A 21,310-nucleotide genomic window follows, 5' to 3' on the forward strand; every position below is an offset into this window, starting at 1 on the left:
CATTATTGGCTAAACGCCCCCCTACGGACAGGTGGCCGAGTGGTCGAAGGCGCACGCCTGGAAAGTGTGTAGGCGGGAGACCGTCTCCAGGGTTCGAATCCCTGTCTGTCCGCCACTTCCCCCAATTCGTTATAGACCGCTGAATTGCTGTCGGATTACTCCGCTGGCAAGAACCCTTCGATCAAGTGGCGCAGGCCGATCCAGCAGCCTGCGGCAATAGAGGCAAACGCCAGCGGGGCGGAAAACGCCAAAAGCGAAAAGGCTGACAGGCCTTGGCCGATGCTGCATCCCAAGGCGACGACAGCACCCACGCCCATCATAGCCGCACCGATAATCTGGCGGCGCAATTCGCGTGGGTCTTCACAAGCTTCCCAGCGGAAATGCCCTTTGATGAGACTGCCGATGAAAGCCCCAACCCAAACGCCCGCAACTGAACCAATTGCAAAGCTAAGCGTCTGGCCGCTTGACGTCATGATGTAAAAGATCGTTTCGCCCACAGGGGCAGCAAAGGTGTGGCTGACGACGGATACTCCATCAAATCCATTTGCGGCGATCCAACTGGTGGAGGCCCAAGCGCTGACAATCGCCAACGAGACCATGACAGACCAGAACACCTCTTTTGGTTTGCCGCGCAGGGTAGGCGTCCAAAGCGCGATGCCGACAATACACAGACCAATCAATATCCCGACCGCCGCAACAGGAGCATTCGTCAGCCCGCCGAGCAGATGCGCGATTCCTTGCGGAGCGTCAGCGGGCCCTTGCGGTGGAAACAACGCTACACGCAAAACAGCGCCAGGACCGGAAATAGTGGCATAGGCAGAGATTCCCATCACGACCACAATAACAAAAGACCGCAGGTCACCGCCGCCCAAGCGCGCGACCGCGCCGTAACCGCAGTTGCCCGCCATGGCCATGCCATAGCCAAACACCAAACCACCGACGATTGTGGCGATCGGGGACCAAGACTGCGCAAGATAAAAAGACTGTTCTGCAGAGATTAGGCCAAGCCCAATAAGGCCAAAGCTGCCTACAATTGCTGCGCCAATAGCCAGTACCCACATCCGGATACGCAAATCCGAGCCGCCGTAAACGACGTCTTCAATTGCGCCAAGTGTACAGAAACGTCCCAACCGTGCCGCTAGGCCAAGCAGTATCCCCCCGAACGCCCCAGCAAGTGCTGCAACGTTCCCATCACCCCATGCGTCAAGCATCGGTGTCTCCTCCCAAATGGCTCCCAATGGTCGTGAAATGGTAGTAGCGCGACCAGTTAGTCCTGATTGCAGAACAAATCGTAGACTACAGAGATAATCCGCTTACAGCGGTCATCCGTCAAGCTGTAGTATATGGTCTTGCCATCGCGCCTTGGTGTGACGAGACCTTCAAGGCGCAAACGCCCCAGTTGTTGGGACACGGCGGCTTGGCGTGCAGAGATGAGATCTTCGAGTTCGGTGACTGATTTTTCGCCCGTCACAAGGTGGCACAGGATCATCAACCGACCCTCATGGCCAATAGCCTTGAGAAAGTTGGTCGCCGTTGTCGCATTGTTCAACATCGTGTCGAGCTCATCGTCGCTCATGGTGTCATTGAATACGGGTAGGGCCATCGTCGGTATCTACTTAAGTTGTTGGACGAACTTCATCTAAATCGGTGGGTGTCTCTTACGCCTATGGCGCTGACTTGGCGAGAGCGGGAAGCCAAATAATTAACGAAATGTGTCATAACTGCCCGTCGGAATTAGGGTCAGCTTGTTCAAATTCGATGTCATTCTCGTTCAAAAGCACACCGAGCAGGCCCCAGAAAAAGTCTTCCCCTGCGTAACCCTCAAGCCGTCCGACCTCGGTGCCGTCAACGAGCAGCACAAATGTCGGTGTGAAATTAACGGAGCGCGCCAATGTGATGTCTTCTGGAATTGGGTCCGTAATGTCGACGCGCCGAAGTGGGGCAGCATTGCCTTCGTGGGTCTTGTGATAGGCATCGCCGACCTCGGCGTTCCAGCGGGCACACCAAATGCAGCCCGGCTCTTCTGCCATCATGAGTTGTGTGTCTGCTGCTGCGACAAACGGGGCGAGTGCAATTAAGAGGGTAGCCAAAGCTTTATACATTCAACTATTGTAATATGAATGAATCACTGCTGCAAGGATGTTGGTTGTGCTTGAGATCACCTTTTTGGGAGCAGCCTTTGCGGGCTTGCTGTCGTTTTTTACACCCTGCATTTTGCCGATGGTGCCATTTTACCTGAGTTATATGGCTGGCCTGTCCATGAGTGAGCTGCGCGGGGATGACCAATTTCCACCCGGCACACAGCGGCGTCTCATCTTTTCCGCCATTGCCTTTGCGCTGGGTGTGACAACGATTTTCGTCTTGCTGGGCATGGGGGCAACCGCCGTTGGCGGGATGTTTGGCCAGTGGAAACAGGAATTGCGCTGGGTCGCAGCTGCGGTGCTGACGCTGTTTGGTTTGCATTTTCTGGGAATTATGAAAATTCCGCTGCTTTACCGTGAAGCACGGGTCGAAAGCTCTGCTGCGCCATCATCGATGGTTGGCGCGTATCTGATGGGGCTGGCCTTTGGGTTTGGGTGGACGCCGTGCGTCGGTCCGGCACTTGCATCGATCCTGATGATCGCAGGTGGCATGGGCAGCATCTGGGAGGGCGGGGCGCTCTTGTTTGTTTACGGTCTCGGGATGACGTCGCCGTTTATTGTTGCGGCCTTGTTTGCACGGCCGTTCCTTGGTTGGGCCGCGCGCAACCGCGCCCTGTTGGGCTATGTTGAAAAGGTAATGGGCGCGATGTTGATCGTCTTTGCGATCCTGATCGCGACAAATTCGGTGAACCTGATCGCGGATTGGCTGATCAAGATGTTCCCAGGCTTTGCTACAATTGGATAGAGGGAGGACACGACATGTTTCGTAATTTGCTTTTGGCTACGGCCTTGATGGTAACACCGGTCTTTGCGGCTGAGGTCGGGGATGATGGTCTACATGAGGCCGCTTGGATCCAAGAGACGTTTAAAGATTTGCGCGAAGATCACGAAGAAGCGGTCGCACAAGGCAAGACGCTTTTGGTGATCATTGAACAACGCGGCTGCATTTACTGCACACGGATGCACGAAAACGTCTATCCTGACCCCGAGATCGATGCGGCCTTGCATGACAGTTTCTACGTCGTGCAATTGAACATGTTCGGTGATGTCGAAGTGACAGATTTCGATGGTACAACGCTGCCCGAGAAAGACATGGTCGAACGCTGGAACGCTCAGTTCACGCCGATGCTGATGTTCTTCCCGCCAGAAGTGCCAGAAGGCGCGATTGCCTCGCAGTCAACGATCGTCACATTGCCGGGGGCCTTTGGTCGGTGGACAACACTCAATCTTCTCAACTGGGTTCGCGAAGGCCACTACGCAGGGGATGAATCGTTCCAGCGCTACCATGCACGCATCCTGCAAGAGCGCGGAATTGTTGAATAATTTACCAAACTGGTGATTCATATTCATAAAGTCGATTTTGTTGTTGCGAGTTCACGGGATCGTGCGCTACGGTATACAACAGGGAGACGACCAAGGGAGAGACCATGAAACGTATTGTTCTAGCAGCCGCCGCTGCGAGCATAAGCACGTTTGCCTACGCGCAGACGGCTCCGAACGACGTCACGTTCGGTGACTACGGCGAAATCGAAGTATCGCTAAGTGGTGAGGCAGGCGACGCAGCGCGCGGCCTCGAAGTAATGGTGTCTCGTGGCAAGGGCAATTGTATTGCGTGCCACGAAGTAACAGCACTTCAAGACTATCCGTTCCACGGTGAAGTCGGGCCAATGCTCGACGGAGCTGGTGATCGCTGGACCGAAGCAGATTTGCGCGGCATCGTTGCCAACGCAAAGAATGTTTTCCCAGAGTCAGTCATGCCAGCATTTTACCGCACGGACGGGTTCACCCGTCCAGGTGACGCATACACAGGTCGCGCCGCTGAGGGCGAACTTGATCCGCTTTTGACCGCTCAAGAAATTGAAGACGTAGTCGCATATCTAATGACGCTGACAGATTAATCAGTGTTCACGACAACAGGAGACATCATGAACTTTACACGTAGAAATACGCTGTGGATGGCAATGGGCACCGCAATCGCGACCGTCCTACCATTCAAAGCATTCGCAGATGTCGATGCCGACATCGCAGCTTTCACAGGCGGCGCAGACGTCGGTAGCGAAGGCATCACATTGGTTGCGCCAGAGATCGCTGAAAACGGCAACACAGTGCCCGTCGAAGTGAATGCACCCGGCGCAGAAGCCATTATGATCTTGGCCGCAGGCAACCCAACACCCGCTGTTGGTACGTTTAACTTTGGTCCGCTTGCCGGGTCCCAGTTTGCGTCTACTCGGATCCGTTTGGCCGGCACGCAAGACGTTGTCGCCATCGCACGGATGCCAGACGGCAGCTTCGTTCAGGCCTCCCAAGAGGTTAAAGTTACTATTGGCGGCTGCGGCGGCTAAGCGAGAGGATCTAAGACAATGGCAGATAACGTAACACCCCGTGTCCGCGTCCCTCGTGATGCAACGGCCGGCGAAACGATCACAATCAAAACGCTGATTTCCCATCCAATGGAATCCGGTCAGCGCAAAGATGGCGATGGCAACACGATCCCACGCTCAATCATCAACCGTTTCACATGTGAATTTAACGGCGAGATGGTGATTGACGTCACTTTGGAACCAGCGATTTCCACGAACCCGTTCGTCGAGTTCGAGGCAGTTGTTCCAGAAAGCGGTTCGTTTGTTTTCACTTGGTACGATGATGATGGTGACGTCTACACAGAAACCAAAGAAATCGCGGTCAGCTGATCGTTTGCAGCCGGGGAGGGGCTTCAATATGAAAACCAAACTTCTAGCAACTGCGTCAATTTGTGCAGCTTTGACGGTCCCGTTCGGGACTGTCATGGCTGACGAAGACGCAAATCTAATTATCGATGGTGAAATCGAGATTACGGTTCGGGCTCCGGCTCCGGATCATCTTGAAAACCTTGATGAAATCTTCTCGGGCTGGGTCTATCGGGCAACCGAAACTCAAGCGCTTCAAGCGGATGACTTTGAAAACCCGGGTATGATCTTCGTTGATTCCGGTCATGACCTTTGGAACACGGTTGAGGGCGAGGCAGGCGAAAGCTGTGCAAGCTGTCACGGTGACGCTGAAGAAATGGCAGGCGTCGCGGCAACCTATCCGAAGTGGAACGATGCCACCGAAGAAGTCCGCACAATTTCCATGCAAATCAACGCCTGCCGCACAGAGCAGATGGGTGCCGAAGAGTGGAATTTGGACAAATCCGAGCTGTTGAACATGACGGCTTTGTTGGCGTCCGTGTCTCGCGGAATGCCGGTGAACGTCGCAATTGACGGGCCAGCTCAAGCGACATGGGAAATGGGGCGTGATCTGTATTACACCCGTACCGGCCAGCTTGATCTGTCTTGTGCCAATTGCCACGAAGACAACTATGGCAACAACATTCGTGCCGACCACCTAAGCCAAGGTCAGATCAACGGTTTTCCAACTTACCGTCTGAAAAACGCACGTTTGAACGGTGTGCATTCCCGCTTCCGCGGTTGTGTTCGCGATACTCGGGCCGAAACCTACTCGGTTGGCAGCCCAGAGTTCGTCGCACTTGAGCTTTATGTAATGTCACGCGGCAACGGTCTTTCGATCGAAGGCCCGTCCGTTCGTAACTAAGTTCCCTTAGGCCCGCGCATTGGTTTGCGCGGGCCTTTCTTTCATTAAATACATTCAGCTTTGCGCATATGTGGGGCTGTTAACCAACAGGATAGCACAATGATCTCACGCAGGGATTTCTTGCAGGCCAGCATGGCCGCTAGCGCAATCTACGGCGCATCAGGCTTCGGTGAATGGGGCAAATTGGCCGCGCAGCAGGCGCTGACGCAAGATCAACTGCTTGAGTTTGATACGTTCGGAAATGTTTCGTTGATCCACGTGACGGACATTCACGCGCAGTTAAAACCGATCTATTTCCGCGAGCCCGAGATTAACCTCGGCGTTGGTGGTAACAGAGGCGCCGTTCCACATATTACAGGCGCAGATTTCCGCCGTGCCTACGGTATTGAAGATGGAAGTCCGTCCGCTTACGCTCTGACATACAACGATTTTTCTGCCCTCGGCCAGATGTATGGCAAGATGGGTGGCATGGACCGCGTGTCGACTGTTGTGAACCAAATTCGTGCAGCGCGCCCTGATGCGTTGCTCTTGGATGGTGGCGATACATGGCACGGGTCCTACACCTGCTATCACACCGAAGGTCAGGACGTCGTGAACGTCATGAACATGCTGAAACCAGATGCAATGACATTCCATTGGGAATTCACATTGGGCAGCGGACGTGTGCGCGATATCGTCAACGATTTGCCGTTCGCAGCCCTTGGCCAGAACATTTTCGACAGTGAATGGGACGAACCAGCAGAAGATTTCGCACCGTATAAGTTCTTTGAGCGGGGCGGCGTTAAGATCGCTGTGATCGGTCAGGCTTTCCCATATATGCCAATCGCCAACCCGGGCTGGATGTTCCCTGAGTATTCCTTCGGTATCCGCGATCAGCGCATGCAGGAAATGGTCAACGAAGTGCGCGCAGCAGGGGCCGAGCTGGTCGTTTGCCTGTCTCACAACGGATTTGACGTGGACAAAGCCATGGCCGGCCGTGTCACAGGGATCGACGTGATCCTTGCGGGGCACACCCATGATGCGCTTCCAGAACCTGTATTGGTTGGCGACACCATCATCATCGCATCCGGTTCTAACGGTAAATTCGTCAGCCGCGTTGATCTCGACGTTCGTGATGGCAAGATGATGGGTTTCCGCCACAAGCTGATCCCGATTTTCAGCGACGTGATCGAACCCGACGCCGAAGTGACCGCGGTCATCGACGATCAACGCGCCCCTTATGAGGCTGAGCTGACCGAAGTGCTGGGCCGTACCGCTGATGACACGACGCTTTACCGTCGTGGGAATTTCAACGGGTCATGGGATGATCTGATCTGCGATGCGCTGATCAATGAACGCGAGGCCGACATTGCGATGTCGCCGGGCGTGCGTTGGGGGCCGTCCATTATGCCGGGTCAGGACATTACGCGTGAAGACCTTTGGAACGTCACCTCCATGACATATCCAAACGCCTATCGCTCTGAAATGACGGGTGAATTCATTCATACGATCCTCGAAGATGTGGCAGATAATCTGTTCAACGAAGACCCGTATTACCAGCAAGGCGGCGACATGGTCCGCATTGGTGGCATGGGGTATCGGATCGATATCAACAAACCAATCGGTGAGCGGGTCAGCAATCTGACGCTACTGAAAACCGGTGAAGCCATTGACCCCACCAAGACCTACATGGTCGCGGGTTGGGCGTCTGTCAACGAAGGCACAGAAGGTCCGCCTATCTGGGATGTCGTTGAAAATTATATCAAAAATCAAGGCACCGTGAGTGTGGCACCGAATACGAGTGTCGACGTGGTTGGTGCATAAGGAGAGCAATGAACATGGATGACTTCGCAAAAACATCCCGACGCGCATTCCTGCGCGGCTCTGCGGCGGTCGCTGCAGGGTCAGTGGCGGGGACGGCGGCAGCGCAAGATGCCCCCGATCCGCTGATTACGGAACTGCAAGACTGGGCCACCTTTACCGGCTACGGCGTTGATGAAACGCCATACGGGCTGCCGATCAAATATGAGGACGACGTCGTGCGCCGCAATGTGGCGTGGCTGACTGCGTCTCCGATCTCGTCGATCAACTTTACGCCGATCCACGCGCTTGAGGGGACGATCACACCGCAGGGCTGCGCGTTTGAACGTCACCACTCCGGTGCAATTGAGCTGACGAAAGACGATTATCGTTTGATGATCAACGGCTTGGTGGATCGTCCTCTGGTCTTCACCTACGCCGACTTGGAACGTTTGCCGCGGGAAAACCACGTGTATTTCTGCGAATGTGCGGCCAACACCGGTATGGAATGGGCGGGCGCACAGCTAAACGGCGCGCAGTTCACCCACGGTATGATCCACAACATGGAATACACGGGCGTTCCGCTGCGCACGTTGCTGGCCGAAGCGGGCCTCGATGCGGCAGGTGATCTGTCTGACAAATGGGTCTACGTCGAAGGCGCCGATGCGTCGTCCAACGGCCGTTCTATTCCCATGGAGAAAGCTTTGGACGACGTGCTCGTTGCATTCAAAGCCAACGGCGAGGCCTTGCGGATGGAGCACGGCTACCCAGTTCGCCTCGTCGTACCAGGTTGGGAAGGCAACATGTGGGTCAAATGGATCCGCCGGATGGAAGTCACCGATGCTGCCGTTGAAAGCCGCGAAGAGACGTCCAAGTACACCGACGTTTATGAAGATGGTACAGCGCGTAAATGGACTTGGGAAATGGATGCGAAATCCGTTGTCACATCACCCAGCCCGCAAATGCCGATCACCCATGGCACAGGTCCGCTGGTCATTTCCGGCCTTGCTTGGTCCGGCCATGGCAAAATTACCCGCGTTGATGTGTCAACTGATGGCGGCGCGAACTGGCAGACGGCACGTCTTGGAAAACAGGGCGATACCAAAGCCTTGACCCGTTTCTACCTCGACATTGAATGGGATGGCAGTCCGATGTTCCTGCAATCGCGTGCGATTGATGAAACAGGTTACGTCCAGCCGACCAAAGAAGCACTGCGCGAAGCGCGCGGTGAGAATTCTGTCTATCACAACAACTGCATCCAGACTTGGTATGTAAACGAAGAAGGGGTCGCCGAGAATGTCGAAGTCTCTTAATTTATTCGCCCCCGCACTGGGTGGAACGGCACTTATTGTTGGGGTGGCTTATGGCATCTCAACAAAGAACTACGGTGCGCAAACCATTGAAAACCTTGAAGCACAGCTCGCCTCCAGCCAAGCAGGTGCCGAAACGGCCTCTGCGAAGGTTCAGGCTGCCGATGCTGAGATCACCGAACTTATGGCTGAGCGTGATGCCTTGGAAGCGGCTGTCGCAAGCGGTGGTGGGCTAACGCAGCCAGCACCTGCGTCTGATGCACCGTTCAACCTTGGCCGCGAAGCATTGCCAGAAGAAGTTGCCGCGTGGGACGTTGATGTTCTGCCTGATGGTCGTGGATTGCCTGTTGGCAGCGGTGACGTTTGGACCGGCGAAGAAGTCTTCGTTGAGCAATGCGCGTCCTGTCACGGTGATTTCGCAGAAGGGTCGGGGAACTGGCCCGTTCTTGCGGGTGGTTTTGGGACCTTGGCCGATGAAGACCCTGTAAAAACTGTCGGGTCTTACTGGCCATATCTGTCCACCGCGTTTGACTACATCAACCGGTCCATGCCGTTTGGCGCGGCGGGCACGCTGTCAGCGGACGATACATACGCGATCGTTGCTTACATCCTCTATTCCAACGACATGGTTGATGATGACTTCGTTCTTAGCAACGAGACGTTCCTTGACGTTGAAATGCCCAACGCGGGCGGCTTCGTTCTGGATGACCGTGCCGAACTGGAATATGCCCATTGGAGCGCTGAGCCCTGCATGAGCGACTGTAAGGAAACCGTCGAAATCACAATGCGTGCTTCCGTTGTTGATGTGACCCCGGAAACCGAAGAAGAAGCCTCTGCCGAGCACTCAATGGCTGAGCCGGAAACGGAAACCGAAATGGCGGCTGAAGCGCCCCAAGAGGCAGAAGTTGTCGAAGCCGCCGCTGATCCTGCATTGATCGAAGCGGGCCAAGGCGTGTTCCGTCAGTGCCAGTCTTGCCATGAAATTGGTGCTGGTGCATCTGATCGCACAGGCCCACAGCTGAACGGGATTATCGGTCGCACAATCGGTGGTGTTGATGGCTTCCGCTATTCCAATGTCTTCAAAGACGCAGCAGAAACCGGTGACGTTTGGACTGCAGAGGCGCTTGATGCGTATCTCGCCGATCCACGGGCCGCGATGCCTGGCACGAAAATGTCGTTCCGTGGACTTCGCAATCCTGAAGATTACGCCGCATTGCTTGCGTATCTTCAGAGCGCCGGTGCTGAATGATAGGACTGCGCATTACGACGGTTTTGGCTGTCGCCCTCTCAACGGGGGCGACTGTCGCACATGCAGAGGCAGGGGGTGACGCTGAACGCGGCGCCACTTTGTTTCGCCAATGTTCAGGGTGTCATCAGGTTGGTGAAGGCGCAGTAAACCGCGTTGGGCCGCATCTGAATGGCATTTTCGATCGACCTGCAGCTGAATCCGAGGATTTTCGCTATTCAGACGGTCTTCAGCGAGCTGCGACCGGTGGGTTGGTTTGGACTTATGAAACATTGGACGCCTATATCCACGATCCGCGCGCACTTGTGTCGCAAACGCGGATGAGTTTTCGCGGTATCGAGGACCAGCAAGAACGTGATGATGTTCTCGCGTATTTGCGCCTTTACTCGGACAACCCGCAGGACATTCCAGAATCCGCACCAACGGCTGTTGCCGTTGACCATGAAGTTGCGCCAGAAATCCTCGCGATTGTCGGGGATCCTGCATACGGCGAATACCTGTCGGGGGAGTGCACGTCTTGTCATCAGTCAAGCGGAGCAGCGACAGGTATTCCAAGTATCACACACTGGCCGACAGAAGATTTCGTTGTCGCGATGCATGCCTACAAGGATGGCGTTCGCACGCATCCCGTCATGCAAATGATGGCTCAGCGACTAAGCAACGAAGAGATTGCGGCACTCGCCGCATATTTTGAAGACGTCAACTAATACGGCGTCACTAAAGGGAGGAAACTATGAAATTTAACAGACGCGCCTTTATTGGCACAGCGGCGGCAACTGCGGGTACTCTCGCTGCGCCGACGTTCGCCCGTGCAGATGGTCACGGTAAACCACGTGTGGTTGTTGTTGGCGGGGGCGCGGGAGGCGCCACGGCTGCACGCTACATCGCAAAAGACAGCAACGGTGAAATCGACGTCACGCTCATTGAGCCGACACGTGCGTATTACACCTGCTTCTTTTCGAACCTGTACCTTGGCGGTTTCCGCGAGATCGACAGCTTGGGTCATTCTTACGGCACGCTGGCATCTGCTGGTATCAACGTTGTGCACGACTGGGCGACCGGCGTGGACCGCGATGCCAAGACCGTTACGACAGCCGGTGGGTACACCATTCCCTATGATCGTCTGATCCTAAGCCCGGGCATCGACTTTGTTGATGGTGCGGTTGCGGGGTGGGACGTGAGCGCGCAGAACGCGATGCCACACGCCTACAAAGCGGGCTCCCAGACGGAACTGCTGAAATCGCAGATCGAAGCGATGCCAGCTGGCGGCACATATGCGATGGTTGCGCCGCCAAACCCGTTCCGTTGCCCTCCTGGGCCATATGAGCGGATCAGCATGGTCGCGCACCTCCTGAAAGAGATTAATCCAACGGCCAAGATCCTGATCGCGGATCCGAAGGAAAACTTCTCAAAACAGGGGCTGTTTGAAGAAGGTTGGAGCACCCACTACGCGGGTATGATTGAACGCGTCGGGCCGGACTTTGGCGGCGCAGACGTCGAAGTTGATCCTGCCGCCATGACGCTGAGTATTGACGGCGATGTAAACAACGTTGACGTCTGTAACGTGATCCCAGCCATGAAGGCCGGTAAGATTGCTGACATCGCCGGCATCACTGAAGGCAACTGGGCTCCTGTTAACGCGGCCGATCTGTCCTCAAAGATGGATGAAAACATCCACGTGCTGGGCGATGCCTGTGCACAGGGTGATATGCCAAAGTCCGGCTTCTCCGCCAACTCTCAGGCCAAAGTCTGTGCCAATGCTGTGCGCGGTGCGCTGACGGGGTCCACTGTGTTCCCAGCTCGTTTCGCCAACACATGCTGGTCGCTGATCGACACCAACGACGGTGTCAAAGTCGGCGCGACATATGAGGCCACTGAAGAGAAGATCGCCAAGGTTGATGGCTTTATCTCTGAAACGGGTGAAAGCGCGGATGTGCGTCAGGCCACTTACGAAGAATCCGTAGGTTGGTATGACGGCATCACGGCCGACATGTTCGGCTAAGGCCAAAAAAGCGGACCGGACCCTGATCTAGATCAAGGTCCGGTCCAACCCAGTGATTTAGCGTTCCTTAACGCCACAAGGGAGGACCTCATGAAAAACTTTATTATTGCAGCATGTCTTACTGCGGCTGGTACTATGGCAGCCGCCGAAGGCTCGACACATTATACGTTCGATGGAACCTTTGATGACGCGACCTTTGCAGTTGAAAATGCGATCATCGGGCAGGGCTTGGTTATCGATTACGTCAGCCACACGGGCGAAATGCTGAACCGGACAGGTGAAGACGTCGGCAGCGATGTTGAGCTGTTCACCGAAGCTGATATTTTCGTCTTCTGTTCCGCGTCCTTGTCACGTGAAGTGATGGAAGCGGACCCAATGAACATTGCCCATTGTCCGTACGGTATCTTTGTTGCCGAACGTGAAGGTGAAGTCATGATTGGTTTTAGAAATTACCCCGAAGGCGAGATGCAGAAAGTGCAATCGCTTCTGGATGAAATCGCACAAGACGCCTTGGGTGGCTAAGCTAAGCGCATAGGATTGATATGGACTACACTGGATTTTTTCGCGCCGAACTTGACGCCTTGCGCGACGAAGGCAACTACCGCGTGTTCGCGGATCTAGAGCGCGAACGTGGGGCATTCCCTAAAGCCGTCAATCGGAACGGCGAGCAAAAGCGTGACGTCACCATTTGGTGTTCAAACGATTATCTTGGCATGGGCCAACATCCTGATGTTTTAGGCGCAATGCACAACGCGTTGGATACCGTCGGCGCTGGGGCAGGCGGCACACGCAATATTTCCGGCACGACCCACCACCATGTGTTGTTGGAACGCGAATTGGCGGATTTGCACGGCAAAGAAGCAGCGCTGTTGTTCACCAGTGGCTATGTGTCCAACTGGGCGGCCCTTGGCACGCTGGCGGCACGTATTCCGAACTGTTTGGTTCTGTCGGATGCGCTAAACCACGCCTCCATGATCGAAGGCATTCGTCATTCCAAAGCGGACCGTCAGGTCTGGCGTCATAATGACCTCGCGCATCTTGAGGAATTGCTGGCCGCGCAACCGCTTGATCGCCCGAAACTAATCGCCTTTGAATCGGTCTATTCAATGGACGGCGACATCGCCCCGATCAAAGAGATTTGCGATCTGGCAGATCGTTACAATGCCATGACTTACCTCGACGAAGTCCACGCCGTTGGCCTTTACGGCCCACGCGGCGGTGGCGTTGCCGAAGAACGCGGTCTGATGGATCGTTTGACCGTCATTGAAGGCACGTTGGGCAAGGCATTTGGCGTTATGGGCGGCTATATCGCGGCCTCAACCGAGCTGTGCGACTTTGTGCGGTCCTTCGCGAGCGGGTTCATCTTTACCACGGCGTTACCACCTGCTGTTGCGGCTGGTGCTGCGGCCTCTGTGCGTCACCTGAAAACGAGCGGGGCTGAACGTGCGGATCAAAAACGCAAAGTTGCCGAAGTGCGTGAACGCCTAGAAGCGGCTGGCATTCCCCACATCGACAACCCAAGCCACATCATTCCCGTGATGGTTGGCGATCCGGTGAAATGTAAGTTCCTGTCTGACGTGCTGATGCGCGATCACGGTATTTATATTCAGCCGATCAATTATCCAACCGTTCCAAAGGGCACAGAAAGGCTGCGTATTACGCCGTCACCAGTGCACAGCGCACAAGATATTGATCACCTAATTACGGCGCTCGAAGATCTTTGGGGGCAGTGTCAGTTGGCGCGGATACCAATGGCTGCGCAATAAAGGTTTTACCTTAACGCGCGGCGCTAACGCTCTGTATTCCATTTGGAATTAGAGACAGAAGGTACGCTATGGAAAACCTGTTAGAAACCTACGGTGAAGGCGCGGTGCTGCTGGCAGTCGGGGCCTTGGTTGGCATTCTTTTTGGGGCAGCAGCACAGCATTCACGGTTCTGTCTGCGCGCCGCCACCGTTGAGGTCGCGGATGCAACACCCGGCCCAAGGTTGAGCATCTGGTTCATCTCTTTTGCCGCAGCAGTTTTCTCCGTCCAATTCGCAATCGCTATGGATTGGCTGCGCGTGAGCGACGCGCGTCAACTGGCCAACGTCGGCAGCCTGTCGGGGGCGATCATTGGTGGGCTGATGTTTGGCTCTGGCATGATCCTTGCGCGGGGCTGTGCAAGCCGTCTGTTGGTGTTGTCGGCCACAGGAAATCTGCGAGCCATCGTAACAGGGCTGGTTCTCACAATCGTCGCGCAGGCGTCGCTGACAGGCATCTTGGCGCCATCCCGCGAAGCCCTATCGAGCCTGTGGCAAGTGCCCGGAGGCGAAGCCCGCGACATGTTGAACTTGTTGGGAATAGGCGCGGGGGCAGCAGCCGCCATTGCCGCCGTCACACTGGCGGCGTCGGTCTGGTACGCGGTGCGCTCACAGGTCCGCTTATCCCATATGATCGCGGCGGGGCTTGTTGGACTTGCCGTCGCGTTGGGCTGGATTGGCACCTATTGGGTCGCGCAGTCTTCTTTTGAAGTGGTTCCCATTACGTCCGTGACCTTCACCGGACCGTCAACGGATACACTCATGGGGCTTGTCGCGGCGCGTGACATGCCGATGGGCTTTGGTGTGGGGCTGGTACTGGGTGTGTTCGCGGGCGCGGGGCTTGCCGCACTGCTGACAGGTGAATGGAAAATCCAACGCTTCGGCGCGGATACACCAATGGAGCTCTACCTGATCGGGGCGGCACTGATGGGGTTTGGCAGCATGCTTGCGGGTGGCTGCGCCGTCGGAGCAGGGATGTCCGGCGGGGCAATATTTGCGCTTACAGCATGGGTTGCGGTGTTCTGCATGTGGCTCGGCGCTATGGCGACACGGCGTTTGATGCAATCAACGGCCCTGCGCCGCACGGCTTAGCTGTCTTGAACAAACCGGAAGGCATCGCCCATCCGCTCCACCCGACCAATACCATTGCCCGCAAGGTGAAAGCCCAAGACTTGCATTTGATCCGTCGCCAGTTGGTCCAATAAGGCAACCCGTGTGGCAGCGCCAAGGTCGCCATTTTGGTCTGATCCTGTGATCAAAGCGGGGTGTTCAAACGCCATGTGATGGTTGCCGATACAATCCCCCAGAACCATCAGCGCATCAGAGCCATTGCGTATTTCGAACGCCATATGCCCCGGCGTGTGGCCGAACGTGGCACGTGCTGCGACACCAGAAAGAACCTCATCCCCGTCGTTAAAGAACGTGATGTTATCCTCAATCCGCGCAAGGCGGCGTGCCGCGCCAACCGCAAAGGTGGTGCGCCCGCTATCAATGGTGTCCACGGTGTTCGGGTCGGTCCAATAGTCCCATTCCTTTTGTCCGATCATGTAGGTCGCATTCGGGAACAGAAGGTCGTCGAAATCATCAACCAAACCCCAGATGTGATCGGGGTGGGCGTGGGTAAAGATGACATCAGTGATGTCCTCGGGATAAAGGCCCGCTGCATCCAACGCATCAAGGATGAACCCAGCCGAGGACATGAATTCTGACCCAGCGCCCACATCAAACAACACATTGCGATCGCCTGTTTGCAGCAGCGTCACATTGCAAGGCGGCGTCAGAACGTCCGTCAGCCCATATTTTTCCCGCAAGGGCGCAAGTGTGGCTTCGGGGACGTGATCAAAGATCATGCCAGCTGGAAGAGTTAGATTGCCGTCCGAAATCGATGTGATCTTGTTTGCGCCGATCATTGTTTGGCTAAATGCGGGGCTGGCAAGCAGGCTCGCTGCGCCAAGGGTCGTGAACTGTCGTCTCGTAAGGGTCATGCTGCGTCCTCCCACACATTCTGAATAGTGAATGTGTAAGGGGGTTGCGCGTTTAGGTCAATGTCAGGCTGTCAGTTCTTTGGCGGCGTCATATTGCGACAAAAACACTTTGCCCGTCAGTTCCGACAAGAAATGCCCACGTTCCAGGCGGTCCATGACGGGGCCTTTGACCTCGGAAAGGTGCAGCTTCACGTCCATCTCTTTGAGTGCTTCGTTGATCGCCTCAAGGGATTCCAACGCGCTGAAATCGATCTCATTGATCGCAGCGCATTGCAGGACCACGTGACGGATGCCTTTGTCGCCTGCAACGCGGTTGTGGATCTTATTTTCAAGATAACGGGCGTTTGCAAAATAAAGGCTTTCGTCCACCCGTAAGCTAACGACGCTCGGGTCGGTGATAACGTCATGGCGCAGGATATTGCGGTAGTGTTCAGTGCCGGGGACTTGGCCGACTTCTGCAATATGAGGGCGCGATGTTTTATAAAGGTGGAGCAGGATCGACAATCCGACACCAACGGAAACGCCAATCTCCACGCCCAACCCGAGGGTCATCAGGATGGTGGCCAGAACGGCAGCAAAGTCTGCCTTTGAGTAGTCCCAACTGCGTTTCAGGATCGAGAAGTCCACAAGGCTCAGCACGGCGACGATGATCGTCGCGGCCAGAGTGGCCTTGGGAAGGAAATAGATCAACGGCGTCAGGGCGAGGGCGGCAATGGCTAGACCGATCGCCGTAAAGGCACCCGCAGCGGGCGTTTCAGCGCCGGCGTCAAAGTTCACCACAGAGCGGGAAAACCCACCCGTAACAGGGAAGCCGCCCGTTAGGGATGCGCCGATGTTGGCCGCACCAAGCCCGATAAGTTCTTGGTCAGGGTCAATGCGCTGTCGTTTCTTGGCTGCAAGGGTTTGCGCCACAGAGATCGATTCAACGAAACCGATGATGGAAATCAGGAACGCAGGCACAAGCAGTTGCCCAATCAGGGCCGGTGAGAAGGAGGGTAGGGTCAAGGGCGGCAGGCTTTGTGGCACTTCGCCAACGATTTTGACGCCAAAGTTTGCCAAGCCAAACAGCCAAACTGCGAGGGTCGTAAAAACGACAACAGCAACAGGCCCTGTTTTGACCAACACACCTGTCAATCCGCTGGACAGACCAAAGCTGACCAAAAGGGGCTTCAACCCACTGCGCACCCAGAACAGGAACCCAGTGGCGAGGATGCCGATGATCGTGGTGATCCAGTTAATCTCGGGCAGGTGTTTGACCAGAGAGATCACAAGATCAAGCAGGTTGTGACCGTGCGCATCAATCCCAAGGATATGCTTCAGCTGACTTGCGGCGATGATGATCCCTGAGGCGGTGATAAACCCAGCAATAACAGGGTGAGACAGGAAATTCGCAATAAACCCGAGCCGGAAAAGCCCCATCGCCAACAAGATGATGCCCGACAAAGCCGCTAGTGACAGCGCCGCAACGCCGTAGCCCATGGTGCCTTGCTCGACGATATTGCTCAGCGCGGCGGCCGTCATCAACGACACAACAGCCACAGGTCCAACAGCCAAGGCGCGGCTTGTTCCGAACACCGCATAAAGCAGGATTGGCACGATAGACGCGTAAAGACCGGCTTCGGCTGGCAAACCTGCCAGAAGCGCATAAGCCAGCGACTGCGGGATGAGCATGATCGTAACGATCAAGGCCGCAACGAGGTCATTGGACAGGGCAGAACGATCATAGGTCCGCCCCCACGTCAGAATGGGGAGGTAGCGTGTCAGATCAGGTTTCATGGTGTGCTCGGTAGATTGCTGGCCCCCGCATGAGCGCGGAGGCCTGAGTAGATTTTACTTGGCGACGATCTTTTCAGGTTTCGCCATCCATTCACGGCCCTTCAGCATGCCTTTCCAATAGATCGGAGGCAGCATCTTTTCTTTCAGGAACCACGCAGCGCGGCTTGGCTTTGTGCCGTCCACGATGAACTTTGGAAAGCTCGGGAGCATAACGCCGCCGTATCCGAATTCAGCTAGAACGATCTTACCGCGCTCAACAGTCAGCGGGCAGGAGCCATAGCCGTTGTATTGCGCAACGGGATTGCCGCCGTTGATGTCCGAAATGATGTTGTCAGCCACAACTGGCGCCTGAATGCGCGCAGCCGCAGCCGTCTTTGCGTTCGGCGCGTTCATCACGTCACCCAAGGACCAGACGTTGTCATACGTCTTGTGGCGCAGGGTGGATTGGTCAACATCGACCCAACCACCCGCATCCGCCAAAGGCGACACGCGGATAAAGTCAGGGGCTGTTTGCGGTGGGCAGACATGCATCATGTCAAATTCCATCTCGACGCGTTCAACAGGCGTGTCCGGCTTGGACACGTCGAACCATGCCTTCTTGGCAGCGCCATCAACGGCCACGAGGTTGTGGAAGAAGTTCAGCGAGGCGTCGTATTTTTCAACGTATTCCATGAGGGCAGGGACGTAGTCTTTTACCCCGAACAGCACGCCGCCAGCATTGTTGAACTGGATGTCGATGTTGTTCAGAACACCACGGCGGTGCCATGCGTCACCAGACAAATACATCGCCTTTTGTGGCGCACCTGCGCATTTGATCGGCATAGGGGGCTGCGTAAAGATCGCACGGCCTTCCTTCATGCCCTCAACCATCTTCCACGTGTAGGGTGCAAGGTCGTAGCGGTAGTTGGATGTCACGCCGTTCTGACCAAGTGTTTCGACAAGACCTTCGATCTTGTTCCAATCCAGCTTGATACCAGGACAAACGATCAGGCGGTCATATTTCACCACACGACAGCCATCGAGGATCACGGCGTTGTTTTCCGGTTCAAACGCGGCAACCGCAGATTTGATCCAGTGAACGCCTTTGGGGATCAGAGACCCCAAGGTGCGCGATGTGTCCTCGGGGTCAAAGATACCGCCGCCCACCATTGTCCATCCTGGCTGGTAATAGTGAATGTCGGCAGGGTCGATGATCGCGATTTCAAGATCGGGTTTACGGGACTTCAGGCTGGCTGCGGCGGCAATGCCACCCGCGCCGGCGCCAACAATCACAACGCTATAGCTGGCGTCGCCTGTATCAGTTGGCGTTTTGCCGCCATTGACGATGCGGCGCACAACGCCGCCCATGTCATAGCCCGCACCTTTGGTCGCCGCGAGGATATCAGCAACACTGCGCTGCTCAGCCTGTGATAGCGACCATAACGTCGCGGAACGGGTCCCCGTCCGGCAGTACGCAAGCACTGGGCCGGGCAGGGTGTTCAATGCACTGTCAAAGTCCGACGCATCCTCGTCAGAGACTTTGCCTGCAACGATCGGAATATATGTGGCCTCAAGCCCCAGCTTTTTGGCCGCCTTAGAGATTTCGTCAAAGGTTGGCTGATCAGCGCCTTCGCCGTCGGGACGGTTACAGATGATGGCGCGGTATCCGGCATCTTTGATTGCCTTCAGCTCGGACGGCAGGATTTGCGGGCTAACAGATAGGTTCGCCGTGAGGGGTTTGAGTTCCATGTTATTTATTCCTGATTAAAGAGCGTTGACCGGTACTTTGAGCATCGGATTGCCGTCCTTATCCGTTGGGACTTCTCCGGCACGCATGTTCACTTGAAGGGACGGGATGATCAGTCTTGGCATGGCCAACTGTTCATCGCGCTCAGTGCGGAACTTGATGAAATCTTCACGGGTTTTGTCGCCACCAACGTGGATGTTCTCTGCCTTTTGCTCGGCTACTGTGGTTTCCCATTCGATTGCGCGACCATTCGGGCCGTAGTCGTGGCACATGAACAGGCGTGTTTCGTCAGGCAGGGACAGAACCTTCATGATGCTATCATAAAGCGTGGCCGCATCGCCGCCCGGGAAATCTGCACGTGCAGAGCCGCCATCGGGCATGAACAATGTGTCGCCCGCAAAGGCCGCATCCCCGACAACATGCACCATGCACGCAGGCGTGTGACCCGGCGTATACATGGCAAACGCCTGCATGGAGCCGATCATATAAGTGTCGCCGTCTTTGAACAGCGCATCAAACTGGGACCCGTCACGTTCAAATTCGGTGCCTTCATTGAAGACTTTGCCGAACGTTTCTTGAACGACCATGATCTTTTCACCGACGCCGATTTTGCCGCCCAGCTTGTCTTGCAAGTAGGGGGCCGCACTCAGGTGGTCCGCATGGACGTGCGTTTCGATGATCCAGTCCACAGTCAAACCACGGGAGTTGATTTCTTCGATCAGGCGGTCAGCGGCTTCATAGGTGATGCGGCCAGCTGCGTAATCGATATCCATGACGCTATCCACGATAGCGCAGTGATTGCTGTTGGGGTCTTTCACGATGTAGGTGATCGTGTTTGTCATTTCGTCAAAGTGTGCCGAAACATCAGGTTTGACGGACATGTCGATTGGATAAGTCATTTGTGTTTCTCCATTTTAGTTCTAGCGGGCAGCTCAGCTATCTAGTGGCTGATCCCGCGTTCCATCATCATTTCGTGCACCGCCTGCATGCCGCGATCGGACATGGCGGTCACTTCGGCGGCGTGTGTCTGTAGGGCCGCCACAATTTCTGGATCCTCTGAGGTCTGAACGATGACCAAGCCGTCGTCCGTCATCTCGATATAAGAGAGGATCCGGTCCCCACGCAGAAAGAAGATATCCAGCGTCGGGCTTTGAATTCTGATCTTTGGGTCGTCCATCTGGCCAACCCGATCGATCATGCCAACGGCGTGGTTCACCAAGTGATCCATCACGGTTTGGTCTGACGACCGCGTGACCGTGCGTATGCCGTCTGGCAAGTTCTCAACGTCGCGCGTGATCGTGTCGAAGTTGCGAAACAAGACCTCAAGCTCTGCACTTTCCTGCGGGCTTGCGTTTTCGCCTCGCAATCCGGGCATCGTGACTTCATCATGGCCTGCGCCATCATGCACGTGACTGTTCATCATGCGGTCGTGATGCCCTGCAGCTTGGTCTGACGAGGCAAGATGAGCCCCGCCAAGACCTAGACCAACGACGACCACCAAAGCAACGCCATTGCGAACGGGGCTGTTGGTGAGCCAGTTCATCACGCGGCCTGTTTGGTTGTATTCATGGATTGCAGCGCCTTGGCTGCAAATATCCCAGCGACAAGCGCGGCCATGAAGATCAGAACGTTGATGTTACCAGTGCCAATCGCAGGCAGGGCGCCACCCGGGCAGAACCCGGCAATCCCCCAGCCAACCCCGAACAGGGCAGAGCCACCGATCAGTTTGCCGTCAAGATCGCTGCGTGTGGGCAGCATGAACCGTTCGGACATGATTGGTGCAGGACGCTTAAGCACAAACCGGTAACCGATAAAGGCAACAACCACAGCGCCCCCCATGACGAAGGCAAGACTTGGGTCCCAAGTGCCTGCAAAATCAAAGAAGTTCAGCACTTTGGCAGGGTTCGCCATGCCAGAAATCGATATGCCGATGCCGAAGACCAAACCGATCAGATAAAGAGTAATCATGCGCAT

General features: G+C 55.6%; 23 protein-coding genes and 1 tRNA gene. 15 read left to right on the top strand and 9 right to left on the bottom strand.

Annotation, left to right across the window (positions count from 1 at the left end):
- Window positions 1-25 precede the first annotated feature (25 nt).
- A tRNA-Ser gene (locus tag KO486_RS07865) sits at window positions 26-115 on the top strand.
- Between the two features lie 40 nt (window positions 116-155).
- Here KO486_RS07865 and KO486_RS07870 read toward each other — a convergent pair.
- The 3 genes from KO486_RS07870 to KO486_RS07880 form a co-directional block, all read right to left on the bottom strand.
- Entirely contained in the window at window positions 156-1,211 is a 1,056-nt protein-coding gene (locus KO486_RS07870) for a YeeE/YedE family protein (protein WP_216036692.1), read from the bottom strand.
- Window positions 1,212-1,267: 56 nt separating this feature from the next.
- On the bottom strand, window positions 1,268-1,603 hold the full coding sequence (locus tag KO486_RS07875; protein ID WP_216036693.1) for a metalloregulator ArsR/SmtB family transcription factor: 336 nt from the start codon (window positions 1,601-1,603) through the stop codon (window positions 1,268-1,270).
- 112 nt (window positions 1,604-1,715) lie between these two features.
- Entirely contained in the window at window positions 1,716-2,102 is a 387-nt protein-coding gene (locus KO486_RS07880) for a hypothetical protein (RefSeq protein ID WP_216036694.1), read from the bottom strand.
- 46 nt (window positions 2,103-2,148) lie between these two features.
- Here KO486_RS07880 and KO486_RS07885 point away from each other — a divergent pair, with 46 nt between their 5' ends.
- The 14 genes from KO486_RS07885 to KO486_RS07950 all read left to right on the top strand — a co-directional run bounded on the left by KO486_RS07885 (window position 2,149) and on the right by KO486_RS07950 (window position 14,941).
- On the top strand, window positions 2,149-2,886 hold the full coding sequence (locus KO486_RS07885; protein ID WP_216036695.1) for a cytochrome c biogenesis protein CcdA: 738 nt from the start codon (window positions 2,149-2,151) through the stop codon (window positions 2,884-2,886).
- Window positions 2,887-2,900: 14 nt separating this feature from the next.
- Window positions 2,901-3,464, top strand: coding sequence for a thioredoxin family protein (locus tag KO486_RS07890; RefSeq protein WP_216036696.1), 564 nt, complete (start codon window positions 2,901-2,903; stop codon window positions 3,462-3,464).
- 104 nt (window positions 3,465-3,568) lie between these two features.
- A complete protein-coding gene (gene soxX / locus KO486_RS07895) occupies window positions 3,569-4,039 on the top strand; it encodes a sulfur oxidation c-type cytochrome SoxX (protein ID WP_216036697.1) in 471 nt (156 codons plus the stop codon).
- 27 nt (window positions 4,040-4,066) lie between these two features.
- Window positions 4,067-4,483 (top strand): thiosulfate oxidation carrier protein SoxY, encoded by a 417-nt coding sequence (soxY, locus tag KO486_RS07900; protein WP_216036698.1) that lies wholly within the window; start codon window positions 4,067-4,069, stop codon window positions 4,481-4,483.
- 18 nt (window positions 4,484-4,501) lie between these two features.
- Window positions 4,502-4,831 carry a thiosulfate oxidation carrier complex protein SoxZ gene (soxZ, locus tag KO486_RS07905; RefSeq protein WP_216036699.1) on the top strand — a complete coding sequence of 110 codons (330 nt, stop codon included), beginning with the start codon at window positions 4,502-4,504 and terminating at the stop codon, window positions 4,829-4,831.
- A gap of 94 nt (window positions 4,832-4,925) precedes the next feature.
- Window positions 4,926-5,711, top strand: a complete 786-nt coding sequence (gene soxA / locus KO486_RS07910; protein WP_252734678.1) for a sulfur oxidation c-type cytochrome SoxA — start codon at window positions 4,926-4,928, stop codon at window positions 5,709-5,711.
- Between the two features lie 99 nt (window positions 5,712-5,810).
- Complete coding sequence (gene soxB, locus KO486_RS07915) at window positions 5,811-7,514, top strand: thiosulfohydrolase SoxB (protein ID WP_216036701.1); 1,704 nt, start codon at window positions 5,811-5,813, stop codon at window positions 7,512-7,514.
- Between the two features lie 8 nt (window positions 7,515-7,522).
- The gene (soxC, locus tag KO486_RS07920; protein ID WP_216036702.1) at window positions 7,523-8,803 is read left to right on the top strand and encodes a sulfite dehydrogenase; all 1,281 of its coding nucleotides are present in this window, start codon (window positions 7,523-7,525) and stop codon (window positions 8,801-8,803) included.
- Window positions 8,787-10,049 carry a c-type cytochrome gene (locus tag KO486_RS07925; protein ID WP_216036703.1) on the top strand — a complete coding sequence of 421 codons (1,263 nt, stop codon included), beginning with the start codon at window positions 8,787-8,789 and terminating at the stop codon, window positions 10,047-10,049. The genes soxC and KO486_RS07925 overlap by 17 nt, the downstream gene beginning before the upstream one ends.
- Window positions 10,046-10,753 (top strand): c-type cytochrome, encoded by a 708-nt coding sequence (locus KO486_RS07930; RefSeq protein ID WP_216036704.1) that lies wholly within the window; start codon window positions 10,046-10,048, stop codon window positions 10,751-10,753. Before KO486_RS07925 ends, KO486_RS07930 begins: the two co-directional genes overlap by 4 nt.
- Window positions 10,754-10,779: 26 nt before the next feature.
- A complete protein-coding gene (locus KO486_RS07935) occupies window positions 10,780-12,048 on the top strand; it encodes an NAD(P)/FAD-dependent oxidoreductase (RefSeq protein ID WP_216036705.1) in 1,269 nt (422 codons plus the stop codon).
- A gap of 90 nt (window positions 12,049-12,138) precedes the next feature.
- On the top strand, window positions 12,139-12,570 hold the full coding sequence (locus KO486_RS07940; protein ID WP_216036706.1) for a DUF302 domain-containing protein: 432 nt from the start codon (window positions 12,139-12,141) through the stop codon (window positions 12,568-12,570).
- Between the two features lie 20 nt (window positions 12,571-12,590).
- On the top strand, window positions 12,591-13,814 hold the full coding sequence (gene hemA / locus KO486_RS07945; protein WP_216036707.1) for a 5-aminolevulinate synthase: 1,224 nt from the start codon (window positions 12,591-12,593) through the stop codon (window positions 13,812-13,814).
- 68 nt (window positions 13,815-13,882) lie between these two features.
- Window positions 13,883-14,941, top strand: a complete 1,059-nt coding sequence (locus KO486_RS07950; protein ID WP_216036708.1) for a YeeE/YedE family protein — start codon at window positions 13,883-13,885, stop codon at window positions 14,939-14,941.
- Here the strand turns inward: KO486_RS07950 and KO486_RS07955 are convergent.
- The 6 genes from KO486_RS07955 to KO486_RS07980 form a co-directional block, all read right to left on the bottom strand.
- The gene (locus tag KO486_RS07955; protein ID WP_216036709.1) at window positions 14,938-15,834 is read right to left on the bottom strand and encodes an MBL fold metallo-hydrolase; all 897 of its coding nucleotides are present in this window, start codon (window positions 15,832-15,834) and stop codon (window positions 14,938-14,940) included. The two genes, KO486_RS07950 and KO486_RS07955, sit on opposite strands and share 4 nt — an antisense overlap.
- Before the next feature lie 63 nt (window positions 15,835-15,897).
- Entirely contained in the window at window positions 15,898-17,610 is a 1,713-nt protein-coding gene (gene sulP, locus KO486_RS07960; RefSeq protein WP_216036710.1) for a sulfate permease, read from the bottom strand.
- A 54-nt stretch (window positions 17,611-17,664) separates the two neighbouring features.
- Window positions 17,665-19,338, bottom strand: a complete 1,674-nt coding sequence (locus KO486_RS07965) for a bifunctional protein tyrosine phosphatase family protein/NAD(P)/FAD-dependent oxidoreductase (protein WP_216036711.1) — start codon at window positions 19,336-19,338, stop codon at window positions 17,665-17,667.
- A gap of 15 nt (window positions 19,339-19,353) precedes the next feature.
- A complete protein-coding gene (locus tag KO486_RS07970) occupies window positions 19,354-20,235 on the bottom strand; it encodes an MBL fold metallo-hydrolase (RefSeq protein ID WP_216036712.1) in 882 nt (293 codons plus the stop codon).
- 41 nt (window positions 20,236-20,276) lie between these two features.
- Window positions 20,277-20,879, bottom strand: a complete 603-nt coding sequence (locus KO486_RS07975; RefSeq protein WP_252734622.1) for a hypothetical protein — start codon at window positions 20,877-20,879, stop codon at window positions 20,277-20,279.
- Window positions 20,879-21,310 (bottom strand): DUF6691 family protein, encoded by a 432-nt coding sequence (locus tag KO486_RS07980; RefSeq protein ID WP_216036713.1) that lies wholly within the window; start codon window positions 21,308-21,310, stop codon window positions 20,879-20,881. Before KO486_RS07980 ends, KO486_RS07975 begins: the two co-directional genes overlap by 1 nt.

This window comes from Octadecabacter sp. B2R22 (assembly GCF_018861045.1).
Classification (GTDB): domain Bacteria; phylum Pseudomonadota; class Alphaproteobacteria; order Rhodobacterales; family Rhodobacteraceae; genus Octadecabacter.